The sequence below is a fragment of the Actinobacillus lignieresii genome (genome assembly GCF_900444945.1).
GTDB lineage: Bacteria > Pseudomonadota > Gammaproteobacteria > Enterobacterales > Pasteurellaceae > Actinobacillus > Actinobacillus lignieresii.
The window spans coordinates 495,665-516,860 of sequence record NZ_UFRM01000001.1 but is presented as its reverse complement, the minus strand read 5'-3'; the positions used below and the strand labels follow the sequence as shown (position 1 = coordinate 516,860).

General features: G+C 41.8%; 17 protein-coding genes and 2 pseudogenes. 8 read left to right on the top strand and 11 right to left on the bottom strand.

Annotated elements, in window-relative coordinates:
* Window positions 1-60: 60 nt before the first annotated feature.
* Genes tamA through envC form a run of 3 tightly spaced genes read right to left on the bottom strand, consistent with a single transcriptional unit; the run spans window position 61 to window position 3,959 of the window.
* Window positions 61-1,887, bottom strand: a complete 1,827-nt coding sequence (tamA, locus tag DY200_RS02400) for an autotransporter assembly complex protein TamA (protein ID WP_115586786.1) — start codon at window positions 1,885-1,887, stop codon at window positions 61-63.
* A 15-nt stretch (window positions 1,888-1,902) separates the two neighbouring features.
* Window positions 1,903-2,751 carry a divergent polysaccharide deacetylase family protein gene (locus DY200_RS02395; protein ID WP_115586785.1) on the bottom strand — a complete coding sequence of 283 codons (849 nt, stop codon included), beginning with the start codon at window positions 2,749-2,751 and terminating at the stop codon, window positions 1,903-1,905.
* Window positions 2,751-3,959, bottom strand: a complete 1,209-nt coding sequence (envC, locus tag DY200_RS02390) for a murein hydrolase activator EnvC (protein ID WP_005601129.1) — start codon at window positions 3,957-3,959, stop codon at window positions 2,751-2,753. The genes DY200_RS02395 and envC overlap by 1 nt, the downstream gene beginning before the upstream one ends.
* A 169-nt stretch (window positions 3,960-4,128) precedes the next feature.
* Between envC and DY200_RS02385 the strand changes: the two genes are divergently transcribed.
* The gene (locus tag DY200_RS02385) at window positions 4,129-4,812 is read left to right on the top strand and encodes a 2,3-diphosphoglycerate-dependent phosphoglycerate mutase (RefSeq protein WP_005597307.1); all 684 of its coding nucleotides are present in this window, start codon (window positions 4,129-4,131) and stop codon (window positions 4,810-4,812) included.
* 83 nt (window positions 4,813-4,895) lie between these two features.
* On the opposite strand, the gene DY200_RS02380 is transcribed toward DY200_RS02385, so the two are convergent.
* Entirely contained in the window at window positions 4,896-5,531 is a 636-nt protein-coding gene (locus tag DY200_RS02380; protein ID WP_115586784.1) for a LysE/ArgO family amino acid transporter, read from the bottom strand.
* Window positions 5,532-5,648: 117 nt separating this feature from the next.
* On the opposite strand from DY200_RS02380, the gene udk reads away from it, so the two are divergent.
* Window positions 5,649-6,302 (top strand): uridine kinase, encoded by a 654-nt coding sequence (udk, locus tag DY200_RS02375; RefSeq protein WP_115586783.1) that lies wholly within the window; start codon window positions 5,649-5,651, stop codon window positions 6,300-6,302.
* 8 nt (window positions 6,303-6,310) lie between these two features.
* On the top strand, window positions 6,311-6,895 hold the full coding sequence (dcd, locus tag DY200_RS02370) for a dCTP deaminase (protein ID WP_005597311.1): 585 nt from the start codon (window positions 6,311-6,313) through the stop codon (window positions 6,893-6,895).
* A gap of 68 nt (window positions 6,896-6,963) precedes the next feature.
* Here dcd and DY200_RS02365 read toward each other — a convergent pair whose 3' ends face one another.
* Window positions 6,964-7,518, bottom strand: coding sequence for a TetR/AcrR family transcriptional regulator (locus DY200_RS02365; protein WP_115586782.1), 555 nt, complete (start codon window positions 7,516-7,518; stop codon window positions 6,964-6,966).
* A 140-nt stretch (window positions 7,519-7,658) separates the two neighbouring features.
* On the opposite strand from DY200_RS02365, the pseudogene DY200_RS02360 reads away from it, so the two are divergent.
* From DY200_RS02360 to DY200_RS02345, 4 genes and pseudogenes are all read left to right on the top strand, one after another.
* Window positions 7,659-8,720, top strand: a pseudogene (locus tag DY200_RS02360) (HlyD family secretion protein).
* Between the two features lie 3 nt (window positions 8,721-8,723).
* A pseudogene (gene rbbA / locus DY200_RS02355) lies at window positions 8,724-11,467 on the top strand (ribosome-associated ATPase/putative transporter RbbA).
* 1 nt (window position 11,468) lies between these two features.
* Window positions 11,469-12,593 carry an ABC transporter permease gene (locus DY200_RS02350; protein WP_115586781.1) on the top strand — a complete coding sequence of 375 codons (1,125 nt, stop codon included), beginning with the start codon at window positions 11,469-11,471 and terminating at the stop codon, window positions 12,591-12,593.
* A 16-nt stretch (window positions 12,594-12,609) separates the two neighbouring features.
* Window positions 12,610-14,004: an efflux transporter outer membrane subunit gene (locus DY200_RS02345; protein ID WP_115586780.1), complete on the top strand. Its 1,395-nt coding sequence runs from the start codon at window positions 12,610-12,612 to the stop codon at window positions 14,002-14,004.
* Window positions 14,005-14,080: 76 nt separating this feature from the next.
* Here DY200_RS02345 and pntB read toward each other — a convergent pair whose 3' ends face one another.
* Both pntB and pntA read right to left on the bottom strand, forming a co-directional pair.
* On the bottom strand, window positions 14,081-15,529 hold the full coding sequence (pntB, locus tag DY200_RS02340; protein ID WP_115586779.1) for a Re/Si-specific NAD(P)(+) transhydrogenase subunit beta: 1,449 nt from the start codon (window positions 15,527-15,529) through the stop codon (window positions 14,081-14,083).
* Window positions 15,530-15,539: 10 nt separating this feature from the next.
* Window positions 15,540-17,078 carry a Re/Si-specific NAD(P)(+) transhydrogenase subunit alpha gene (gene pntA / locus DY200_RS02335; protein WP_115586778.1) on the bottom strand — a complete coding sequence of 513 codons (1,539 nt, stop codon included), beginning with the start codon at window positions 17,076-17,078 and terminating at the stop codon, window positions 15,540-15,542.
* Window positions 17,079-17,282: 204 nt separating this feature from the next.
* On the opposite strand from pntA, the gene trmJ reads away from it, so the two are divergent.
* Complete coding sequence (gene trmJ, locus DY200_RS02330; RefSeq protein ID WP_115586777.1) at window positions 17,283-18,014, top strand: tRNA (cytosine(32)/uridine(32)-2'-O)-methyltransferase TrmJ; 732 nt, start codon at window positions 17,283-17,285, stop codon at window positions 18,012-18,014.
* A 45-nt stretch (window positions 18,015-18,059) separates the two neighbouring features.
* Here trmJ and queF read toward each other — a convergent pair whose 3' ends face one another.
* From queF to hemW, 4 genes are all read right to left on the bottom strand, one after another.
* Window positions 18,060-18,899 carry an NADPH-dependent 7-cyano-7-deazaguanine reductase QueF gene (gene queF / locus DY200_RS02325; RefSeq protein WP_115586776.1) on the bottom strand — a complete coding sequence of 280 codons (840 nt, stop codon included), beginning with the start codon at window positions 18,897-18,899 and terminating at the stop codon, window positions 18,060-18,062.
* Window positions 18,900-18,911: 12 nt separating this feature from the next.
* A complete protein-coding gene (gmhB, locus tag DY200_RS02320; RefSeq protein ID WP_115586775.1) occupies window positions 18,912-19,460 on the bottom strand; it encodes a D-glycero-beta-D-manno-heptose 1,7-bisphosphate 7-phosphatase in 549 nt (182 codons plus the stop codon).
* Window positions 19,460-19,930 carry a thioredoxin-dependent thiol peroxidase gene (gene bcp / locus DY200_RS02315; protein ID WP_115586774.1) on the bottom strand — a complete coding sequence of 157 codons (471 nt, stop codon included), beginning with the start codon at window positions 19,928-19,930 and terminating at the stop codon, window positions 19,460-19,462. Before bcp ends, gmhB begins: the two co-directional genes overlap by 1 nt.
* A 74-nt stretch (window positions 19,931-20,004) precedes the next feature.
* Complete coding sequence (hemW, locus tag DY200_RS02310) at window positions 20,005-21,162, bottom strand: radical SAM family heme chaperone HemW (protein WP_115586773.1); 1,158 nt, start codon at window positions 21,160-21,162, stop codon at window positions 20,005-20,007.
* Window positions 21,163-21,196: the final 34 nt, after the last annotated feature.

The window sequence follows — 21,196 nt, the reverse complement described above, 5'->3', positions numbered from 1 at the left end:
GAGTTTTCACCATTTACCTGATACAAAGAAAGCGGATAAATTTATCCGCTTGAATAATATTTATAATTCCGAACCTAAACCGATATAAAATTGTACGCCTTTTTCATTATTCGGCGATCTTACCGGCGTTGCCAAATCCAACTTAATCGCACCGATTGGCGAAGCCCAACGTACGCCGATTCCCGCTCCGGCGTGTAAATCTTTCGTTTCGAATTTATTTGAAGCCAGCCCCGTATCATAAAACAGTGCCGCCCACCAACCCGGATAAAGCTGATATTGATATTCGGCGGTTGCAGTCACTAGATGAGAACCGCCAATCAACTTACCGTTTTTCGGATCTCTCGGAGAAATATCCTTATAACCGAATCCTCGTATGCTCATATCACCGCCGGCGAAATAACGTAATGCGGGTGGAATACGATAGAAATCTTTAGAATGAATATGACCGACTTCGGCACGTAAGAAGAAACGATGATTCTTAAAATAGGTTCTGATCCAAGTGGTGGATGCTTTCCAACTATAGAAATTTACATCCGAAGCTAACGCTTTTGTCCCCCAGTTCACCGTTAATCTTTGACTATCCCCCCAAAGCGGAAAACGATTGCCGTCCGAACGAGTACGATTTAAGGCAGCGGTCGGATAAACCAATAAAGTACGATGCGATTCACCCGCTTGAGTAAAAGAATCGTAACGCGTTTTTATACCGGCGGAAAAAGACCAACCGGTTTCATGCGTCCAAAAACGTTGAAAACCTAAGGTTGCCGCTGTTGATTCGGTATCGTTTTGATCTTCGTTTTCTAACGAACCTGAAAATTGATAATAGTAATGCAACGGATCTTCACGCAACGGAATATTATAGCCGAACTCAAAACGCTGTTCCGGTGCGGAAATATACGTACGCGATTCAATATTATGACCGCGGCTATTCAGCCAAGGTTTTTTCCAGTTCAACTGAAAACGAGGTCCTACATCGGTTGCAAAACCGATCCCGACTTCTACGTCATTTTTTTTCTTCGGCTGAAATAAAACATTTAAATCGACAACTTTTTGCTCTTCGTTTAAATGCGGCTCAAACAATACGGAAGAAAACCAATTGCTTGACGAATAATCCGAAGTCATTTGCGATAGGTCATTAGCGTAATAATGTTCGCCGGATTTCACTTTTAAAATATTGCGCAGATATTCTTCTTTAATTTGATTATCCGTAAACGTAATTTCACCGTAACGATAACGAACGCCGCTGTCGTAACCTAAACGCCAATCCGCCGAATGATCCTTCGGATAAATTTCTAAGCGATGATATAGCCAGTTTCCGTCAAAATAGCCTTTTTTAAATGCTAAACTTTCAAGATTGCTTTTAAAACCGTCATACTGTTCATGATCCAAATCCGTTCCTTGTTTCGGAGCGGAAGCAACCAATTTAGTAAAATCTTCGTCTTTACTCGCCTCACCGCTGATTCGGATATCCGTTTCATCAATCTTGACTTTTTGACTGTCCGGCTCGACATTTAACGTCAGTAACGGCTTTTTACCGGCGAGAGGCGTTTGCGCAAATTGATAGCGAGTATTGTAATACCCTTTGGCACGCAACGCTTTATCTACCGCCGTTTGTACCAGATATTGATGACGCTCCGAACCGTCCGCATATTCTTTTGCGATCTGCCCAAGATAAATTTGGACATTCGCCCAAGCATCTTTATCTTTGTCCGCAATCCCTTTTACTTCCAAATCGACGGCGGCTTCAATCTTTGAATCTTGTACGGCTTCCTCGCTATCTTCCGATGATTCGAGCGAGTGATTTTCCGGTTGTACGGATTGTTGCGCATTAGCAATATGAGCAAATGCGCATAAGCAACAAACGGTTAAGAAATGCGGTTTAAAATTCACAATAACGTCCTAATCTTAATCTTGCGGTACGCCTCTTAATAGCGGTACGACGTTAAAAGGGGCGACGGAAGTCGGCGCGGGCATATCGTCAAATACCATAATAAACGGTATTTTCGGCACGACAGTATCATTACGCCATAAGCTGCCCATACTGACTAATTGAATATCTTCGGGTAAGTTTGCCAAACCTTTTTCTAAGACCTCGATACTGTTTTTACGCGGGTGACCGATTAAAATCGCACTACCGTGTTTTCGAGCGTAATGTAAAGCAAGATGAAACTGATTCTGTACTTCGTGCAACGCATCGTTATCATCTAAAAACAAGTTTCTTTCCAAGGCGTTTACCCCTAATTCACGGGCGACTTTTGCTGCAACGCTCGGACCGGTTTTACTGTCGAGGAAGAAAAGTTGTTGTTTAGACAACTCCGTCATTAAATGCTCCATCGTTTGACGATCCGCCGTCGCACCGCTTCCCATATGGTTATTCAAACCGATGGCATAAGGCACTTGATTACGAGCGGCTTGAATTAAGCGAGCGACGTTTTCTTTACTTGCCCCGACCATTAGCGCCCCCGATTCAATCGGTTGATGTCTGTTTTTCGGTTGCATCGGTAAATGGATCAACACGTCCCGTTTTTGTTCGTAGGCTTTTTGCGCTCTCGCCGTCGCATACGGTGCAACGGGAATGATTGCCACACTCACTTCTTTAGGCAATGCGTAAATCGCATTATCTTCTTTTGCACGATAGCCGATATCATCTATCACAATCGCTAATTTTCCCGCTTGAGCAAGCGGTGAAATCAGCAACAAAATTTGCCAAAAAACCGAAAAAATAGACTGCTTACTTTGAAATAAATTCCACATTATTTTACCCAACCCATCGGATTTTTTGGATTGCCTTTACGACGGATTTCAAAATATAACGCCGAACGATTTTGACCGCCGGAGTTACCTACGCTGGCAATTTGTTGTCCGGCGGAAACACGGCTGCCTTTACGTACCGAAACCGATTGATTATAGCCGTATAACGACATATCGCCGTTACCATGATCGATTACGACGACTTGCCCGTAACCTTGCAACCAATCGGCTAAAATTACACGCCCGCCGGCAATTGCTCGTACCGGCGCACCTGCGCTTGCCGCAATAACGACACCGTGCCAAGTCACTTCGCCCATTTGACGAGAACCGAAACTGTTTACCACTTTCCCCGCCACTGGCATACTAAATTGTTTCTTCGGCGAACCTAAACCTCTACCGGCTCTAACTTGTTGCTTTTCTTGCTCGGTCGCTTTACGTTTTTCCTCACTATTTTTTTTCTGCTCCAATTTGGCAATTTCCTGCTCTTCTTGGCGTTCGGATTCCGCCGTCGCTTTGGCTAATTGATTACGTAACGCCGCCTCATTACTTTTTAACGATTCTAAACGGCTTTCGTCTTGTTCTAAGGTTTTATTAATTGAGCGCAACGTGGTTTCACGTTCGTTTTGTACTTTCTTTAAATCTTTTTCTTGTTTCTTTTGTTCGCTTAATTGTGTCTGTTGCCCTTTCTGCTGACCTTTCAGCTCGTCGCGACGATCTTTTAATTCCTGTTGCGTACGTCTTAAATCGTTAATCGTATCGATTCTTACTTGATTGATATGCGCATAATAAGCGGTCATTCTGTCCGCATTTTTAGCACTTTCCGACATCAAGCGTTCCAATACCGAAGGATGAATACCGGAGCGATAAGCGGAATCCAGCTGCTCTTTCAATTTCTCTTTTTGTTCTTTTTCTTGCTTTTCCAGCCTTTGAATTTCCTGCTCGGTACGCTTAATCGCTTGGCGAGTTTCGGTTAAAGACATTTCGGTTTCTTTAAGTTTACCCAATACCTTACCCATCTCGATTTCTTGCGTTTTCAACGTAGATTGCAGCACACTACGTTTTTGACGTTGTTCGTTAATTTTACTTTGTTGTTGTTTAATTTTTTGCTGAATACTGGAAAGCTCAGTCGCATAAGATGACTGAACGAATACGCTAAAACAAATCAATAGCGGAATGACATAAAACGGACGAAAGACTTTCACAAAATCCACCTACGGAACTCAATTAAAGACGACAAAATAGCTTATTCTATCAAATATTTGAGGAAAATCAGCTTTTCTCTCGCTTTTCTAAAAAGAAATCGGCTAACTATTTCAAAGTAAGTGGATTTTTGCTATAAATACACGGTTTTCAAATCAACTTAAATACATAGGAGTCTTTATGGAATTAGTATTTATTCGTCACGGTTTCAGTGAATGGAATGCTAAAAACTTATTTACAGGCTGGCGTGATGTTAATTTAACCGAACGTGGTATCGAAGAAGCGAAATCGGCAGGTCAAAAATTAAAAGCCGCCGGTTATGAATTCGATATCGCATTCACTTCGGTTTTAACTCGTGCAATTAAAACTTGTAATATCGTATTAGAAGAATCTAATCAATTATGGATTCCACAAGTGAAAAACTGGCGTTTAAACGAGCGTCACTACGGTGCGTTACAAGGTTTAGACAAAAAAGCGACCGCCGAACAATACGGTGACGAACAAGTTCACATTTGGCGTCGTTCTTATGACATTTCTCCACCGGATTTAGATGCGGCGGATCCGAATTCTGCGCATAACGATCGTCGTTACGCTCACTTACCGAAAGATGTAATTCCAAATGCGGAAAACCTCAAAATCACGTTAGAACGCGTGTTACCGTTCTGGGAAGATCAAATCGCACCGGCGTTATTATCCGGCAAACGCGTACTGGTAACTGCACACGGTAACTCTCTTCGTGCGTTAGCAAAACACATCATCGGTATTTCTGATGCTGAAATTATGGATTTTGAAATCCCTACCGGTCAGCCGTTAGTGTTAAAATTAGACGACAAATTAAACTTCGTAGAAAAATTCTACTTATAATTTAGTTTGTTCCTCAAACAAAAACGCTCGAAGCCAAAACTCCGAGCGTTTCTTTTTGCAAAAATTCAATAAAATTTAACCGCCTACCAAGCAAAAATTTGTTTAGCCAGCTGAAAAGCATATGCCGTCAAACTGATTGCAATCGCATACATAATCACACCGGTAAGAAAATCTAAAATTTGCCATGTTCTGCGCTTTTCAAAATAAGGCGATAGAAAACCGGCTCCGTAACCGACACCAAAAAACCATAAGAACGAACAACTTAATGCGCCGGCAAGAAACGCCATTTTGCCGTCAAAATCCAAATGCCCGCCGATTCCGCCCAAAATCACTACCGTATCGATGTACACGTGTGGATTTAAAAAAGTAATCGCAAAGGTAATCATCAATGCCCTTTTCAAACTCGTCGCATTTTCATTACTTGCTTTCAGTGCTTCTACGCTCTTGAAAATACTGATAAACGAGCGACTGCCGTAGGTAAATAAGAAACAGGCTCCCAGTAAAGCGATGGCTAAACTTAACATAGGCAAATTCGCTACGACGGAACCTAACCCTAGTACACCTAACGTCATTAAAAATACATCACCTAAAAAACAGAGTAAAGCGACCCAAAATACGTGTTGTTTTAAGATCCCTTGTTTCAGTAAAAAAGCATTTTGCGCACCGATTGACACAATCAACCCGAAGCACACAATAAAACCTTGAATAAAAACGTCCATTTTTCCTCTCGATTGACCCCACAAGCGGTCGATTATACGCAAAATTTTACAAAAATGCGGTATAATCTCCCGAATTTTATCCTTTTCTTTGAGCATGAATATATTTAGGAACCGATTATGTCTGAAACCATTGAAAACCAAGCTTGTATCGTGATTGCTATCGCAGGTGCCTCCGCATCGGGTAAAAGTCTTATTGCTTCGACAATTTATAAAGAATTAAAAGAAGAACTTAACTCGGACGATATCGGTATCATTTCGGAAGATGCTTATTATAAAGATCAAACCCATTTGACCATGGAAGAACGGGTGAAAACGAATTACGATCATCCGAACTCAATAGATCATCACCTACTCGTTGAACATCTCCGTCAATTAAAACAAGGAGAAGCGATCGAGATCCCCGAATATGACTATTCGGAACATAACCGTAAAACGACAACCAAAAATTTCGCACCTAAAAAAATCATTATTTTCGAAGGTATTCTGTTACTTACCGATGAAGAAATTCGTAATGAAATCAACGTTTCTATTTTCGTAGATGCGCCGTTAGATATTTGCTTTATTCGCCGTTTACAGCGCGATATGGTAGAACGCGGCAGAACGATGGATTCCGTTATCGCTCAATATCGTAAAACGGTGCGTCCGATGTTTTTACAATTTATCGAACCGTCAAAACAGTATGCGGATATTATCGTCCCGAAAGGCGGTAAAAACCGTATTGCGATCAATATTTTAAAAGCTCAAATTAAACAGTTATTATCTAAACGATAGGATTTACTATGCGCTTATGTGATACCGATATCGAACGTTATTTAGACGAAGGGATTATTGAAATAATTCCCCGTCCTTCAAATGAAAAAATTACCGGCGCAACCGTTGATGTGCGTTTAGGTAATTCTTTCCGCGTCTTTCGTGAACACGCCACACCTTATATAGATTTAAGCGGCCCTCGTGAAGAAGTGACCGCACAGCTTCACAAAGTGATGAGTGAAGAAATTATTATCGCCGACGGCGAAGCCTTTTTCTTACATCCGGGTGAATTGGCACTTGCAACGACATTAGAATCGGTTACTTTACCGGATAATGTCGTCGGCTGGTTAGACGGTCGCTCCTCTTTAGCTCGCTTAGGTTTAATGGTACACGTAACGGCACACCGAATCGATCCGGGTTGGCAAGGTAAAATCGTATTGGAATTTTTCAATGCCGGTAAATTACCGCTTGCTCTACGTCCTAATATGGCAATCGGTGCGTTAAGTTTTGAGATTCTAAGCGGTCATGCGGCAAAACCTTACAATGCCCGTAAAGACGCTAAATATAAAAACCAGCAAAGTGCGGTTTCCAGCCGAATTAATCAAGACGATTAGCATATTTTCTCCGGCGTGCGGCATAGTAGTACAGTTGTACTTACTATGCCGAAAACGATCTCTGTGCATCATCCCATATTAAAAAACGATAACACATCCTCAATATTTTGATGTTCGATGTCAGGGTCAATCGTTTCCGTACCTTGAATGATATGCTCAAACATTCCAACCGAAATATAGGCAAATAATGTGCCTTGAAATTCCAGTTCTGCACTTGTGCGATCAAATTTGTGCCGTGACACACTGATATATTTATTTTTTACTAAGTTAAAAAAGTCTTTTTTCAAACTAATGCGCTGAGTATCAACTTGCCAAAGTATCCTAAATACCGAGCGGTGTTCGCTAATAATCGGCACGGCTACTAGAGCGAATGCTTTAGTCGGAATACTAAATCGTTGTTCTAATAAAGGTAAAATTATCGTTTCTTTAAGCCGTCCGATTATTTGCCCAATCAACTTTTCTTTGTTGAGATAATGCTTATAGAACGTAGAACGATTCACCTCGGCAACATCTAAGATATCTTGTACCGTAATTTCTTCGTATGCTTTAGTTTCCAACAATTTTAGGAAAGCGGTCTGAATCAACATTCGAGTACGCTTAATGCGAGGATCTTCTTTTTTCATATTTTCTCCTAAAAAGTTATTTAAGCGACAATTTAGCCAGTTTTGTCAGCTTAAGCAACATTATATTGATTATTATTGATTGCAGATAAGCGGTCATTTTTTTAGAATTTTTTACATACTTTTTAAGCAAGAGAAATTCTATGAAAAAATTTGCCATTGTCATTTTAATTGCCGCCGCATTAGCCGGAAGTTATTTTTTACAAAAAAATTGGCCTACCGATAATGGGTTGCAAGGCATCGCCAGCGTTAATGGACGTATAGAAGTGGAGCGTCTTGATATTGCTTCTCTTTATGCCGGTCGAGTAGAGGAAATTTATATCCAAGAAGGACAAGATGTAAGTAAAAATCAACCGCTTGTACGTCTTTCATCCAGCCAGTCGCAAAGCCAAGTTAATTCTGCTCAAGCACAAATTGCGGCAGCCGAAGCCTCTGTGAATAACGCTCAAGCACAAAAACGTCGAGCGACAGAAGCTGCCAGCCGTGCAAATGCAGAAATCGTAGCCCAACAGCAAAAAGCCAATATCGCTAAATTAGAATTGAGTAATGCGAAAAATTTGCACCGTGATAATTTAATTTCAAGCAGCGAATTGGAACGTCGTCAAGCTAATTACAAAGCGTCACTCGCAGCCGTAGAAACGGCTAAAGCGGCTAAGGCGGAAGCTCAAGCGACAATAACCCAAGCGCAAGCAACCATCTCGCAAGCCGAAGCTACGGTAAATCAAGCGAAAGCATTCGCTGAACAGGCCGATTCATAAAACGATGATATGTTAATCAGAGCGCCGTTAGACGGTCGTATTGAATATAAAATCGCTACGTTGGGTTCCGTAGTTGGCATTGGTGGCAAAGTAGTCAGTTTACTCGACACTTCAACCGTTTACCTCAATGTATTTCTGCCTGCCCATCAATCCAATTTAGTCCGCTTAAATGATGAAGCCCGCATCAAAATTGACGGCTCTGATTTTGTGTTTCCCGCGAAAGTGGTCTTTGTAGCTTCGGAAGCACAGTTCACGCCGAAATCGGTAGAAACCAGTGAGGAGCGAAGTAAGTTAATGTTTAAAATCAAATTACAAATTCCAACGGATATTGCTATACAACATAAAAACCTGCTTAAAGGTGGAATGACTGCAATGGGTTATGTCAAATATGATACACAAGCAAGTTGGTCGGACGATTTAGCTATTAAACTGCCAAGCGATAATTAAATTATGCAATCGAAAACTATTGCCCTACGCCTAGAAAACGTCAGCCATTTTTACGGCAAAAAAACGGCACTCGAACAGATTTCTTTTGAACTGGAAAAAGGTACAACCGTTGGCTTAATCGGTCCTGACGGTGTGGGTAAATCCACTCTCTTATCACTCATTGCAGGTGTGAAAATCCTACAGCATGGGTCTATTACCGTCTTTGGTCAAAATATTGCGAACCAAGCCGAACGTGAAGCTCTTACTCACAAAATCGCCTTCATGCCGCAAGGTTTAGGCAAAAATCTCTATCTCACGTTGTCGATTTACGACAACGTCGATTTCCATGCGCGCCTCTTCGGTCTTTCTCCGTTACAACGACGAGCTAAAATTCAACGTTTACTTAAAGCGACCGGCTTATTACCCTTTGCCGATCGTCCCGCAGGAAAATTATCTGGCGGTATGAAACAAAAGCTTAGCTTATGCTGTGCTTTAGTACACAATCCGGATTTACTGATTTTAGATGAACCGACTACCGGCGTTGATCCGCTTTCTCGCCGCCAATTTTGGCAGTTAGTAAAAGAACTACGTGCCGAATCGCCGGAAATGACGGTAATTGTTGCAACCGCTTATATTGATGAAGCCGAAAATTTTGCGCACGTCTTAGCGATGGATAACGGCAAAATTATTGCTCATAAACCCACTCGACAACTCATTGCAGAAATGCAAGTACAAAATCTTGAGCAGGCATATATCAAATTATTGCCACCGGAAAAACGAGGAGCGGAAAACGGTATTAAAATTCCGCCATTCCAATATTCACCGCATGAATCGCCCGTTATTATTGCTAAAAATTTAACCAAAAAATTCGGTGATTTTATTTCCGTAGATAATGTCAGTTTTGAAATTGCCAAAGGTGAAATCTTTGGCTTCCTCGGTTCAAACGGTTGCGGTAAATCCACTACGATGAAAATGCTAACCGGCCTACTAGATCCTACCGAAGGCGAGGCGACATTGTTAGGTCAGCCTATCAATGCCGGCGATATTGATACTCGTAAACGGGTAGGCTATATGTCGCAAGCCTTTTCGTTGTATGAAGAATTGAGTGTTAAAGAAAACCTTGCATTACACGCTAAACTTTATCAACTGCCGAAAGATGAATGGTCAAGCAGAATCCAAGCGGCATTAACGCAATTTGATTTATTAGAGGCGGCAGAATATACACCGGCCGATTTACCGCTGGGGATTCGCCAACGATTACAACTCGCTGCCGCTTGCTTACACAAACCTGAAGTCTTAATTTTAGACGAACCTACATCAGGGGTGGATCCTGCCGCGCGCGATATGTTTTGGTTCTATTTGATTAAACTTTCACGTGAAGATCACATCACTATTTTCGTCACTACCCATTTTATGAATGAAGCGGCACATTGCGATCGGATTTCTCTTATGCATCGAGGCAAAGTTTTAGCGGTTGGTTCGCCTGAAGCGTTACGCCTTGAAAAACAATCCGCCACATTAGAACAAGCCTTCATTAAATATTTAGAAGAACAGGCGGACGACATCACAATGCCAAGCGAATCCAACGAAGTTCAGGAGATTCAAGAAGAACCGGTACAAGCGGTCAAATTTTGGCAAAAATTTACCCATTACTTTTCTGTTATCACCACCTTTGCTTTACGAGAAAGTAAAGAATTACTCCGAGATAAAATCCGCTTATTATTCGCATTACTCGGGCCGCTGATTATGTTGTTGGCTATGGGTTCCAGTATTTCCTTCGATATTAATCCGTTAAAAATGGCAGTATTAGATCATGATAACAGTTCGGAAAGTCGTAAATTAATTGAAAGCTTTCGAGGCTCACGTTACTTCATCTTGCAAGAGAATTTATATTCGATCGATGAAATTAGCTCCGTCCTACAAGCGGGTAAAGTACGTGTTGTTTTAGAAATTCCGGCACACTTCGGACGGAATCTACTCCGCCGACAACAACCGGAACTGGGCTTGTTTATTGACGGAGCTTTTCCTTCCACTGCAGAAAATTTAAAAGGTTCGGCCACAGGTGTTATCTTACAATATGTAAAAGATATGCAAAAACAAGCAGGCTTTATACTATCACGCAAAATAATCTGATTGAGCCAAGAATGGTTTATAACCAAGATTTCAAAAGTATTTTTGCAATGACGCCAGGAATTATTATGTTAGCCATGGTGATGATCCCAACGATGATGACCGCACTAAGTGTGGTGCGTGAAAAAGAGATTGGTTCTATTATGAATCTATACGGCTCGCCGGCTTCGCCCTTTCAGTTTTTATTTGGCAAGCAACTGCCTTATATCGTTTTAGCCTTTGTAAGCTATTTAGTGTTGGTGCTAACTGCAATAATAGTATTTGATGTTCCGATTAAAGGCTCAATTCCGGCAATGTTCTTGGGTGTCTTGTTAGGCATCTGCGCATCCACCGGCTTTGGTTTGCTCGTTTCAAGTTTTGTGAAATCACAAGTCGCTGCAATTTTTGTAGCGGCAATTGTATCAATGATCCCGTCGGTCAATTTTTCCGGTGTGATGTATCCTGTTTCACGGCTGGACGCTAGTGTTCAACTGGTTTCTAAAATCTTCCCGGGAGCATGGTTTCAACAAATCAGCTTAGGCGGTTTTACTAAAGGATTAAGTTTTACTCAATTTGAGCAGAGTTATTTAGCTCTAGCCCTCATTTATTTTGTTTACCTCACTCTTGCCACTTTGGCATTAAAAAAACAGGAAAAGTAATATGTTACGTTGGTTCAAAAATGTGGCATTTCTTTCAGCCAAAGAATTTAAAAGCCTCTTTAGTGATAAAGTGTTGGTGGCGATGATTATCTATATGTTTTCCGCTGCCATATTGACGATTGCTAAGCAAGGTATGACGGATGTCAAAAACGGCTCCGTTGCAATTGTCGATTATGATCACTCCACACTGTCTTATCGTTTGCAAGATGCTCTGATTCCGCCCTACTTCAAAACCATTGAAGAAGTAAAAGCCGACCAAGTCGAATATCTAATGGATAACGGTAAATTTACGTTTGTAGTCGAAATCCCGGCTAATTTCCAACGAGATCTCTCAAGCGGTAAGTCGCCGCATTTACAACTTTTAGTGGATGCCACAGCAATGACACAAGCGAATATCGGTTCTTCTTATATTACACAAATTTTTAACCGAGAAATTCAGCAATTTCTTGGTATCAGTACATTACAAGCTCCCATAAATGTGGTCGCTAATGTTTTATATAACCCTAACCATTCAAGCGAATGGTTTATGGGAACGGTACAAATTGTCGGTAATTTAACGCTTCTAACTCTACTTTTGGCGGGCTCGGCAGTGATTCGAGAACGGGAACGAGGTACGCTAGAACATTTATTGGTAATGCCCGTGCGTGCCAGTGAAATTATGACGGCTAAAACTCTTGCCAATGGTTTGGTACTATTAGTAACCGCCGGCTTTTCTTTAAAAATCGTAGTCGCGGGCATATTAGGTACGCCGCTGGCAAATCAGCAAATTGCTATTTTCATCTTAGGAGCGGCAATTTTTCTGTTCTCCATTGCTTCATTGGGTATTTTACTCGCTGTGTTTGCGCCGACAATGCCGCAATTCGGACTACTCTGTATGCCGATTTACCTCGTTCTCTATTTATTGTCCGGTTCAATGTCGCCACTGGAAAATATGCCTCAGCTCGCACAAAATCTAACTCAACTTTCTCCTGTCACCATGCTTGGCGCTTACGCTCAAGACGTGCTATTTCGTGGTGCGGGTCTTGATATGGTATGGCACTATTTAGCTAAAATGGCAATAGTGGGAGCCCTATTTTTAAGCCTTGCCCTCTATCAATTTAAATCAATGCTCTCCAAACAGGGATAAGTATATAGGAACAACTATGAAGATTGAGAAATATGCCTCTTTTGCAATTTTTTGCTTAATTTTGACCGCTTGTCAAAACCAAGAAGTTGTCAAATTGCAGTCCGATATTGAATTACCTGAACAATTCGAATATGCCAATACGACTAATAAGGTGACAAATATCCGCCAATGGTGGCAAAACTGGCAAGATCCGCAACTCACCGCATTAATTGAGCAAGGGCTGCAACATAATTTGGATATTAAACTCGCGCAAGCTCGCCTTGCCGAAACGCAAGCCTATGCAGACTATAGACAAGCCGACCAAGGCATTAATATTGGTGCGAGCGGTTCAACAGGTGCCGGCGTTAGTGATGTAAATTTGGATAGAGTTAATCCCGACCGTAAACAAATATCCGATGTTTATGGCGGTATTAATTTATCTTGGGAACTTGATTTCTTCGGAAAAAAACAAAGTGAAGCGGATAAAGCGGCCTCACTTGCATTGGCGCAACAAGAACAAATTTATGCCGCTCAAATGCTGATTACCGGCGAAATTGCTAATAACTATTTTCGTATAATCGCTACCGACAAGCAGAATAATAATCTCACGCAGCAACTTACTGCTCTGCAAGAGCTTAAACGTTATATCCAAGGGCGATTTAACGCAGGTCAAGCCACTGCTTATGAACTGAATGAAATTGACGGACAAATCAGCGCAATACAAGCCAAACAAGCGACATTATCCGCACAAGCGGACGAATTTCAGCGAAATATCGCTATTTTAATCGGTAAAGCTCCGCAAGCTTTCCGGTTACAAAAAAAACATCATGCTTTAATTAAAATACCGAATACACCAAGAGGTACGCAGCCTAGCAGCTTACTCGATCATCGCCCCGATTTACGTGCGGCAAAGCAACAAGTGCAAGCACAAGTAGCGAATTTAGCCGGCAAACAAGCGGATCTTTACCCTCGTTTTGATATTACTTTTCAAGGTCAAGGCGGTTATTTAAAACTGGATCAAGACTTAGGTAATATCTCGTCTTTGGCCGGATTGGCAAGTCTCGGCGTACAATTGCCTATTTTTACCAATGGTAGAATCGCCGCTAATATTGAAGCTGCGGAAGCAAGTTTAAAAGCCGCTTTAATTCAATATGACAAAACGCTTTTAACCGCTTTAGCCGAAGTGGATTCCGCCTATCAACAACAATATGCGTTAAACAATCAAAATCACCTGTTACAAAAGTATTACCAACAAGCCAATAAGCAAGCGATTGATTCGGAAAAACTGTTTAAATATGGCGATAAAACGTTAGATGTGGCACTTCGTGCTAAAATTACCGCATATAGCACACAAGAAAAGTTGATTCAATCACAACTCTCACAAGCACAAAATTTGATTCGTTTATATAAATCGATTGGGGGCGGTTGGTAGAATCTATACATTTCGAACGGAGCAATAAATACAAAACAAAAAAGAGATCCGAAGATCTCTTTTTTATGTCGCTGGATTAGCTATTTAATGCTCTTAAAATGTCATCCACACGCTCTTTCGCATCACCGAATAACATTTGGGTATTTTCTTTGAAGAATAATGGGTTTTGAACGCCTGCGTAACCAACCGCCATTGAACGTTTGAATACGATAACGTTTTGTGCTTTCCACACTTCCAATACCGGCATACCTGCGATTGGACTTGACGGATCGTCTAATGCCCCCGGGTTTACCGTATCATTCGCACCGATAACCAATACGACATCGGTTTCTGCGAAATCATCATTGATTTCATCCATTTCAAGCACGACATCATAAGGCACTTTTGCCTCTGCAAGTAATACGTTCATATGACCTGGTAAACGACCCGCAACAGGGTGAATACCAAAACGTACATTAACGCCTTTCTCACGTAATTTTGCCGTAATTTCCGCAACCGGATATTGTGCTTGTGCCACCGCCATACCGTATCCCGGAGTGATAATCACAGAACTTGCATTTTTCAGCATTTCCGCCACTTCTTCTGCGGTGGTTTCACGGTGTTCGCCTTGTTCTTCATCTCCTGAGCTTGCTTTAACTTCCGTACCGAAGCCGCCTGCAATCACGCTGATAAACGAGCGGTTCATTGCTTTACACATAATGTAAGACAAAATCGCACCAGACGAACCTACTAACGCACCGGTTACAATGAGCAAGTCATTACTTAACATAAAACCGGCCGCCGCCGCCGCCCAACCCGAATATGAATTCAGCATTGAAACCACTACCGGCATATCCGCACCGCCGATAGACGATACTAAGTGCCAGCCGAATACTAATGCGATTACCGTCATAATCAACACCGGGAAAATATTCTCAGGGTGATTTAAGAAGACGATCATTAATAATGCGGAAACGATTAATGCCGCTAAGTTCCATTTGTGTTTATGCGGAATATTTAATGCAGCCGAAGACACTTTACGACCGAATAATTTACCGCTTAATTTACCGAATGCCACTAATGAACCTGAGAAAGTTACCGCACCGATAAAGATACCGAGGAACACTTCAACATTATGAATGTTAGCGAGTGTCGCTTGTTCGGCTTGGAATGCCGCTAATGCGACTTCATCTAAATTTGCCGGCGGAATCGCATCTACGTGTAAACCGTAGCTATTAAAACCGACTAATACCGCAGCTAAACCTACAAAGCTATGTAGAATCGCCACTAGTTCCGGCATTTCCGTCATTTCAACTTTTACGGCTTTTCTCACACCGATAAAGCCGCCGATTGCCATGGCGATTAAGATCCAAAGCGTACCTTGCGATTGCGGGCCGAAAATGGTTGCGATTAACGCAATTGTCATACCGACAATACCGTACCAACAACCCGCTTTTGCCGTTTCGTGTTTAGAAAGCCCTGCTAAACTCATAATAAAGAGAATCGCAGCAATAATATATGCGGCCGTTACAAATCCAAAAGACATGAGTTTCTCCTTAACCTTTTCTAAACATTGCAAGCATACGTTGCGTGACTTTGAAACCGCCGAAGATATTAATGCTTGCGACTAAAATCGCAATAAACGCAAGAATATCCACGAAGAAATTACCGGTAGGCTGAGAAATCTGTAACACCGCACCGACAATGATAATGCCGGAAATCGCATTGGTTACCGCCATTAACGGGGTATGTAATGCGTGGCTGACGTTCCAAACCACATAATATCCCACCACACAGGCTAATACGAATACGGTGAAGTGTGATAAGAATGCCGCCGGCGCTACGGATGCCAACCATAAGAATAACGCTCCGGCACCTGCCATCACACCGTATTTCACACGAGGATCGGTCGGTTTTTCTTCTTTTTTCTCAATCGGTGCCGCAGCCGCTGGTTTTTGCGGTTGAGCCGAAACTTGAATCGGCGGAGCCGGCCAAGTTAATTCGCCGTCACGTACTACGGTTACACCACGTAATACCACATCTTCGAAATTAATGTCGATTTGACCGTCTTTATTCGGTGCAAGCAGTTTGAGTAGATTAACTAAGTTTGTACCGTAAAGTTGTGAAGATTGCGTTGGTAAACGTGCAGGGAAATCGGTATAACCGATGACTTTTACTTGATTTTTAGTAGCAATCGCTTTGCCCGCTTTGGTATATTCGCAGTTACCGCCGGTTGCCGCAGCTAAATCGACAATCACGGAACCCGGTTTCATTGAATCGACCATTTCTTTGGTGATTAAACGAGGCGCAGCTTTGCCCGGAATCGCCGCCGTAGTGATAATAATATCCACTTCTTTTGCTTGTTCGGCGTAAAGTTCCATCGCACGACGGTTAAATTCTTCCGACATTACTTTCGCATAACCGTCGCCTGAGCCGCCTTCTTCTTCAAAATCAATTTCTAAGAAGTCTGCGCCCATGGATTTCACTTGTTCTTTTACTTCCGGACGAGAGTCAAAAGCACGAACAATCGCACCTAAGCTGTTTGCCGCACCGATTGCCGCTAAACCGGCAACACCCGCACCGATAACCAGCACTTTCGCCGGCGGTACTTTACCTGCTGCAGTAATTTGACCGGTAAAGAAGCTACCGAATGCATTCGCCGCTTCGATAACCGCACGATAGCCGGAAATATTCGCCATTGAACTCAATGCATCAAGTGCTTGTGCACGCGAAATACGAGGCACAGCGTCCATTGCCAATACATTGATTTTCTTAGCTTGCAATTTTTCCATTAATTGCGGATTTTGTGCAGGCCAAATAAAACTCACTAGCGTTGCGCCTTCTTTAATAAGGGCGATTTCAGCATCGGTCGGTGCATTCACTTTAAAAATAATATCTGAATTCCAAACCTCTTGTTGCGTGCCGACAGTCGCACCTGCATTAACAAATGCGTTGTCCTCAAAACTCGCTTTAAAGCCCGCATTGTGTTCAACGAGCACATCAAAGCCGAGCTTTTTGATCTGTTCAACGGTTTTTGGCGTTGCCGCCACACGTGTTTCACCGTCTAACAGCTCTCTTGGTACACCAATAAGCATAAAGACTCCTGTATGGTTATGTTTATAATCGGGCTATGATGATAACCCACTTCGTTTTAAAAAACTCGCTTAAATGTATCATTAAATCGGAGAAATTTGTAAAAAATTCGACTTATCAATTTAATTATTTGACAGAATTTTGCGAATTTTCAGTTTGACTCAAATCTGCTAAAATCTTACAAAATTTCTTATTTATAGAATATAATGAATATTTTAGACCAAATCCGGATTATCTTAGTTGAAACCTCTCTACCCGCTAATATTGGCTCCGCCGCTCGTGCGATGAAAACCATGGGGCTTTCAAATTTACGTTTAGTGTCTCCGCTTAATCCGATTGACGAACAAGCCCAAGCACTTGCCGCCGGCGCCAAAGATGTGCTGGATAACGCCCAAGTTTTCCACTCGTTTGAACAAGCGATTGCAGATTGCCAATTAGTAATCGGTACCAGTGCCAGATTACGCCATTTGCAAAATAGTCTAATTGAGCCAAGAGATTGCGGCAAATTGGCGGTGGAACGTGCCGAAAAAGGCAAAGTGGCAATTGTATTCGGTCGGGAACGAGTCGGATTAACTAACGAAGAATTATTAAAATGCCATTATCATTTAAATTTTCCGACTAATCCTGACTACGGTTCGTTAAATTTAGCGATGGCAGTACAGCTGGCAAGTTATGAAGTACGTATGGCGTGGTTAGATTTGCAAAAAAATCCGCAAATTCGACTGCTTGTTGAGGAAAAAGATTATCCGAATACCGAGGCTTTGGAACATTTCTTTAATCACACCGAACGACTGTATAAACAATTAGGTTTTATTCGCAATGATACGGTAATGCTCAAGCTCCGTCGCTTATACCAACGTGCAGAACTTGAAACCAACGAGTTAAATTTATTAAGAGGAATGCTGACTTCCGTTGAAAAGCAAATAGGAAATAAATAGAAAAAAGCCCCAAAATATCGTTCTCGATTTTCCGAGGCATTTTTCTTACTGCCTTGCCATTCTTAAATTTTGCGGAACAGACTCAAAATTTGAACGGAACGGGTTGATATCCAAACCGCCTCGGCGGGTATAACGTGCATAGACCGTCAATTTTTCCGGCTGTGCAAATTGAATCAAATCGGTAAAGATACGCTCTACGCATTGTTCGTGGAACTCATTATGTTCACGGAATGACACTAAATAGCGTAATAATTTTTCTCGATTTAATTTTTTACCGACATAGTGAATTTGCACACTGCCCCAGTCCGGTTGCGAGGTAATCAAACAGTTTGATTTCAGCAAATGGCTGACTAAAGTTTCCTCAACCACTTCCCCCTCTGCCACGCTTACTAAATGCTCGTTAGAAAATTCGTAACTGTCAATTTGAATATCTTGTTCATCAATACATTCACCGGCAAAATCAACAATCGGTTGCTGAGTGTAAGCGGATAATTTGTAAACTTTTACCGAAACTTGACCGCTTGCACATTGGCTGAGATCTTTAGCCAATGTTTGCTCCACTTGTTCCAATGAAGCAAATTTGGTTTGGTTAAAGCTGTTTAAATAGAGCTTAAAACTTTTGGATTCGATTAAATTTTCACTACGAAAATCAATTGCCACATCCGCAATCGCCACTTGCGGTAAACCGTTTTCGTTTAACCAAGACAACTCATAACAGGTCCAAACATCTACACCTCGATCAAACGGTTGTTGTTCGGTAATCCCTAAACCGTCACGGTTTAATTTACGGGGAACAGGCTGTAAAAGCGTAGGATCATACTCGCTTTTATATTCGGTTTTTTGCCCTAATTTCAGAGCAGATAATGTTTTATCGTTGTAGTTCATCTTCTTTCTTTATTATTTAATATAACGGACTAAATCCACTAAACTGTCTAATACGAGATCGGCTTTCGCTTCGCCGTCTGCGGTAACCGGTTTACCGGTACGCACTAACACTTTCGTTTTCACACCGGCAGCTTCAGCCGCTAACAGATCTTCTAATTTATCACCGACCATATACGATTGTGCCGGATCAATATCCAAATCGGCAATCGCTTGAGTAAACATTCCTGCTTTCGGTTTACGGCAATCGCAATCTTCTTTATATTCGCCTTTGCCTTCCGGATGATGCGGACAATAATAGATACCGTCTAACACAACGCCGTAATCTTCATCCAGCGACCAATCCATCCATTCCGTTAATTGATTAAATTGTTCTTCACTAAAATAACCGCGCGCAATACCGGATTGATTGGTGACCAATACCAATAGATAACCTTTATCTTGTAACTGCTTTAACGCTTTGCCGACACCTTCAATAAATTGAAAATCGTCAATTTGATGTACATAACCGTGATCTATATTAATCGTACCGTCACGATCTAAAAATATCGCTTTATTCGCCATTATTTTGTTCCTTTTACAAAATAGACTACCATTTGATGATGCTCATTGGTTTTGAATTTATCGAATACTTGCTCAATCACGCCCTGTTCATTCACTAAAAAACTGATTCGGTGAATACCGTCATAGGTTCTGCCCATAAATTTTTTCTCGCCCCACACGCCGAATGCTTCGGCAACTTGGTGATCCGCATCCGACAATAGTGTGAAATTCAGTGCTTTTTTCTCGACAAATTGGGCTAATTTTTTCGGTAAATCCAGGCTAATACCTAGCACTACGATATTTAATTTATCTAATTCCGATTTACTGTCACGTAAGCCGCAAGCTTGTGTGGTACAGCCCGGCGTTAAGGCTTTCGGGTAAAAATAAACTAATACTTTTTTACCGGCAAATTGACTCAGCGAAACCGGTTGTTCGTGCTGATCCAATAAAGTAAATTGAGGCGCTTTATCGCCTGCTTTAAGTGTATTCATTGCAAAAAATTCCTAAAAAAAGACCGCTTGTATTCTACTACAAGCGGTCAAATCTTTGAATTTTTTTGCAAAAGCTATTCTAAAAAACCTTCCAATAATTCATTTAAAAACAACTTACCGTGCTGGGTAATCTGCCAATGTTTTTCGGTTTCTGTAATGTAATTTTTGCTTAATGCCCAATCCACTGTTGGTCTAACGATTTCACGATCAAGACCGGTGTAGAACTCAAATTCTTGTTTTGGGGTCGCCTCCAATAAGCGGAAACGATTCATAAAAAATTCAAACGGACGATCAGCAAGCTCAATCAAATCTTGGCTGTAACGATATTCACCTCGCATATAACCTTTCGGGTGTTTGGTTTTGCTGAAGCGGTAAATTTCGCCGGTCGGATAACTAATCTTACCGTGCGCTCCGCAACCAATCGCCAAATAGTCGCCAAAACGCCAATAATTGAGATTATGACGGCATTGATAACCTTTTTTCGCATAAGCCGAGGTTTCATATTGTTCATAGCCGGCAGCGGTGAGTAACTGATGACCTTGCTCGAAAATATCCCATAATTCATCGTCGTCCGGTAAAGTCGGCTGACGGTAATAGAACATCGTGTTCGGCTCAATGGTTAATTGATACCACGACAAATGCGGTGGTGCGAGCGCAATCCCCTGTCGTAAATCGTCCAGTGCTTGTGCCACCGATTGATTCGGTAAGCCGTGCATTAAGTCGATATTAAAACTTTGCAAACCGGATTTTGCAGAATCTTGCGCAAAAATGACCGCTTGTTTCGCCTCATTCGAGTCGTGAATACGTCCAAGTTTGAGCAGTTTTTCCGGCTCGAAACTTTGGATCCCCATTGAGATACGTGTTACACCGCCTTGTGCATAACCAAGAAAACGTTCCGCTTCCGCCGTGCCGGGATTTGCTTCAAGAGTAATCTCGATATGCTCTTCAAACGGAATACGCTTTTCAACTTCCGCCAGTAGATAAGCGATTCCCTCTGCTGAAAATAAACTCGGCGTACCGCCGCCAATAAAAATCGAATGAATTTTACGATCGCCGATTGCCGTTTGATAAGCGGTCAAATCTTGCGATAAATCCGCAAGTAAATGTTGAATATATTCCGCTTCCGGAATTACGCCTTTTTGTGCATGTGAATTGAAATCGCAGTACGGACATTTTTGTACGCACCACGGAATATGGATATAAAGACTTAAGGGAGGGAGGGCTAAATTCACGCTCTAATTGCTCTGATTAAATAGAAATGATGAT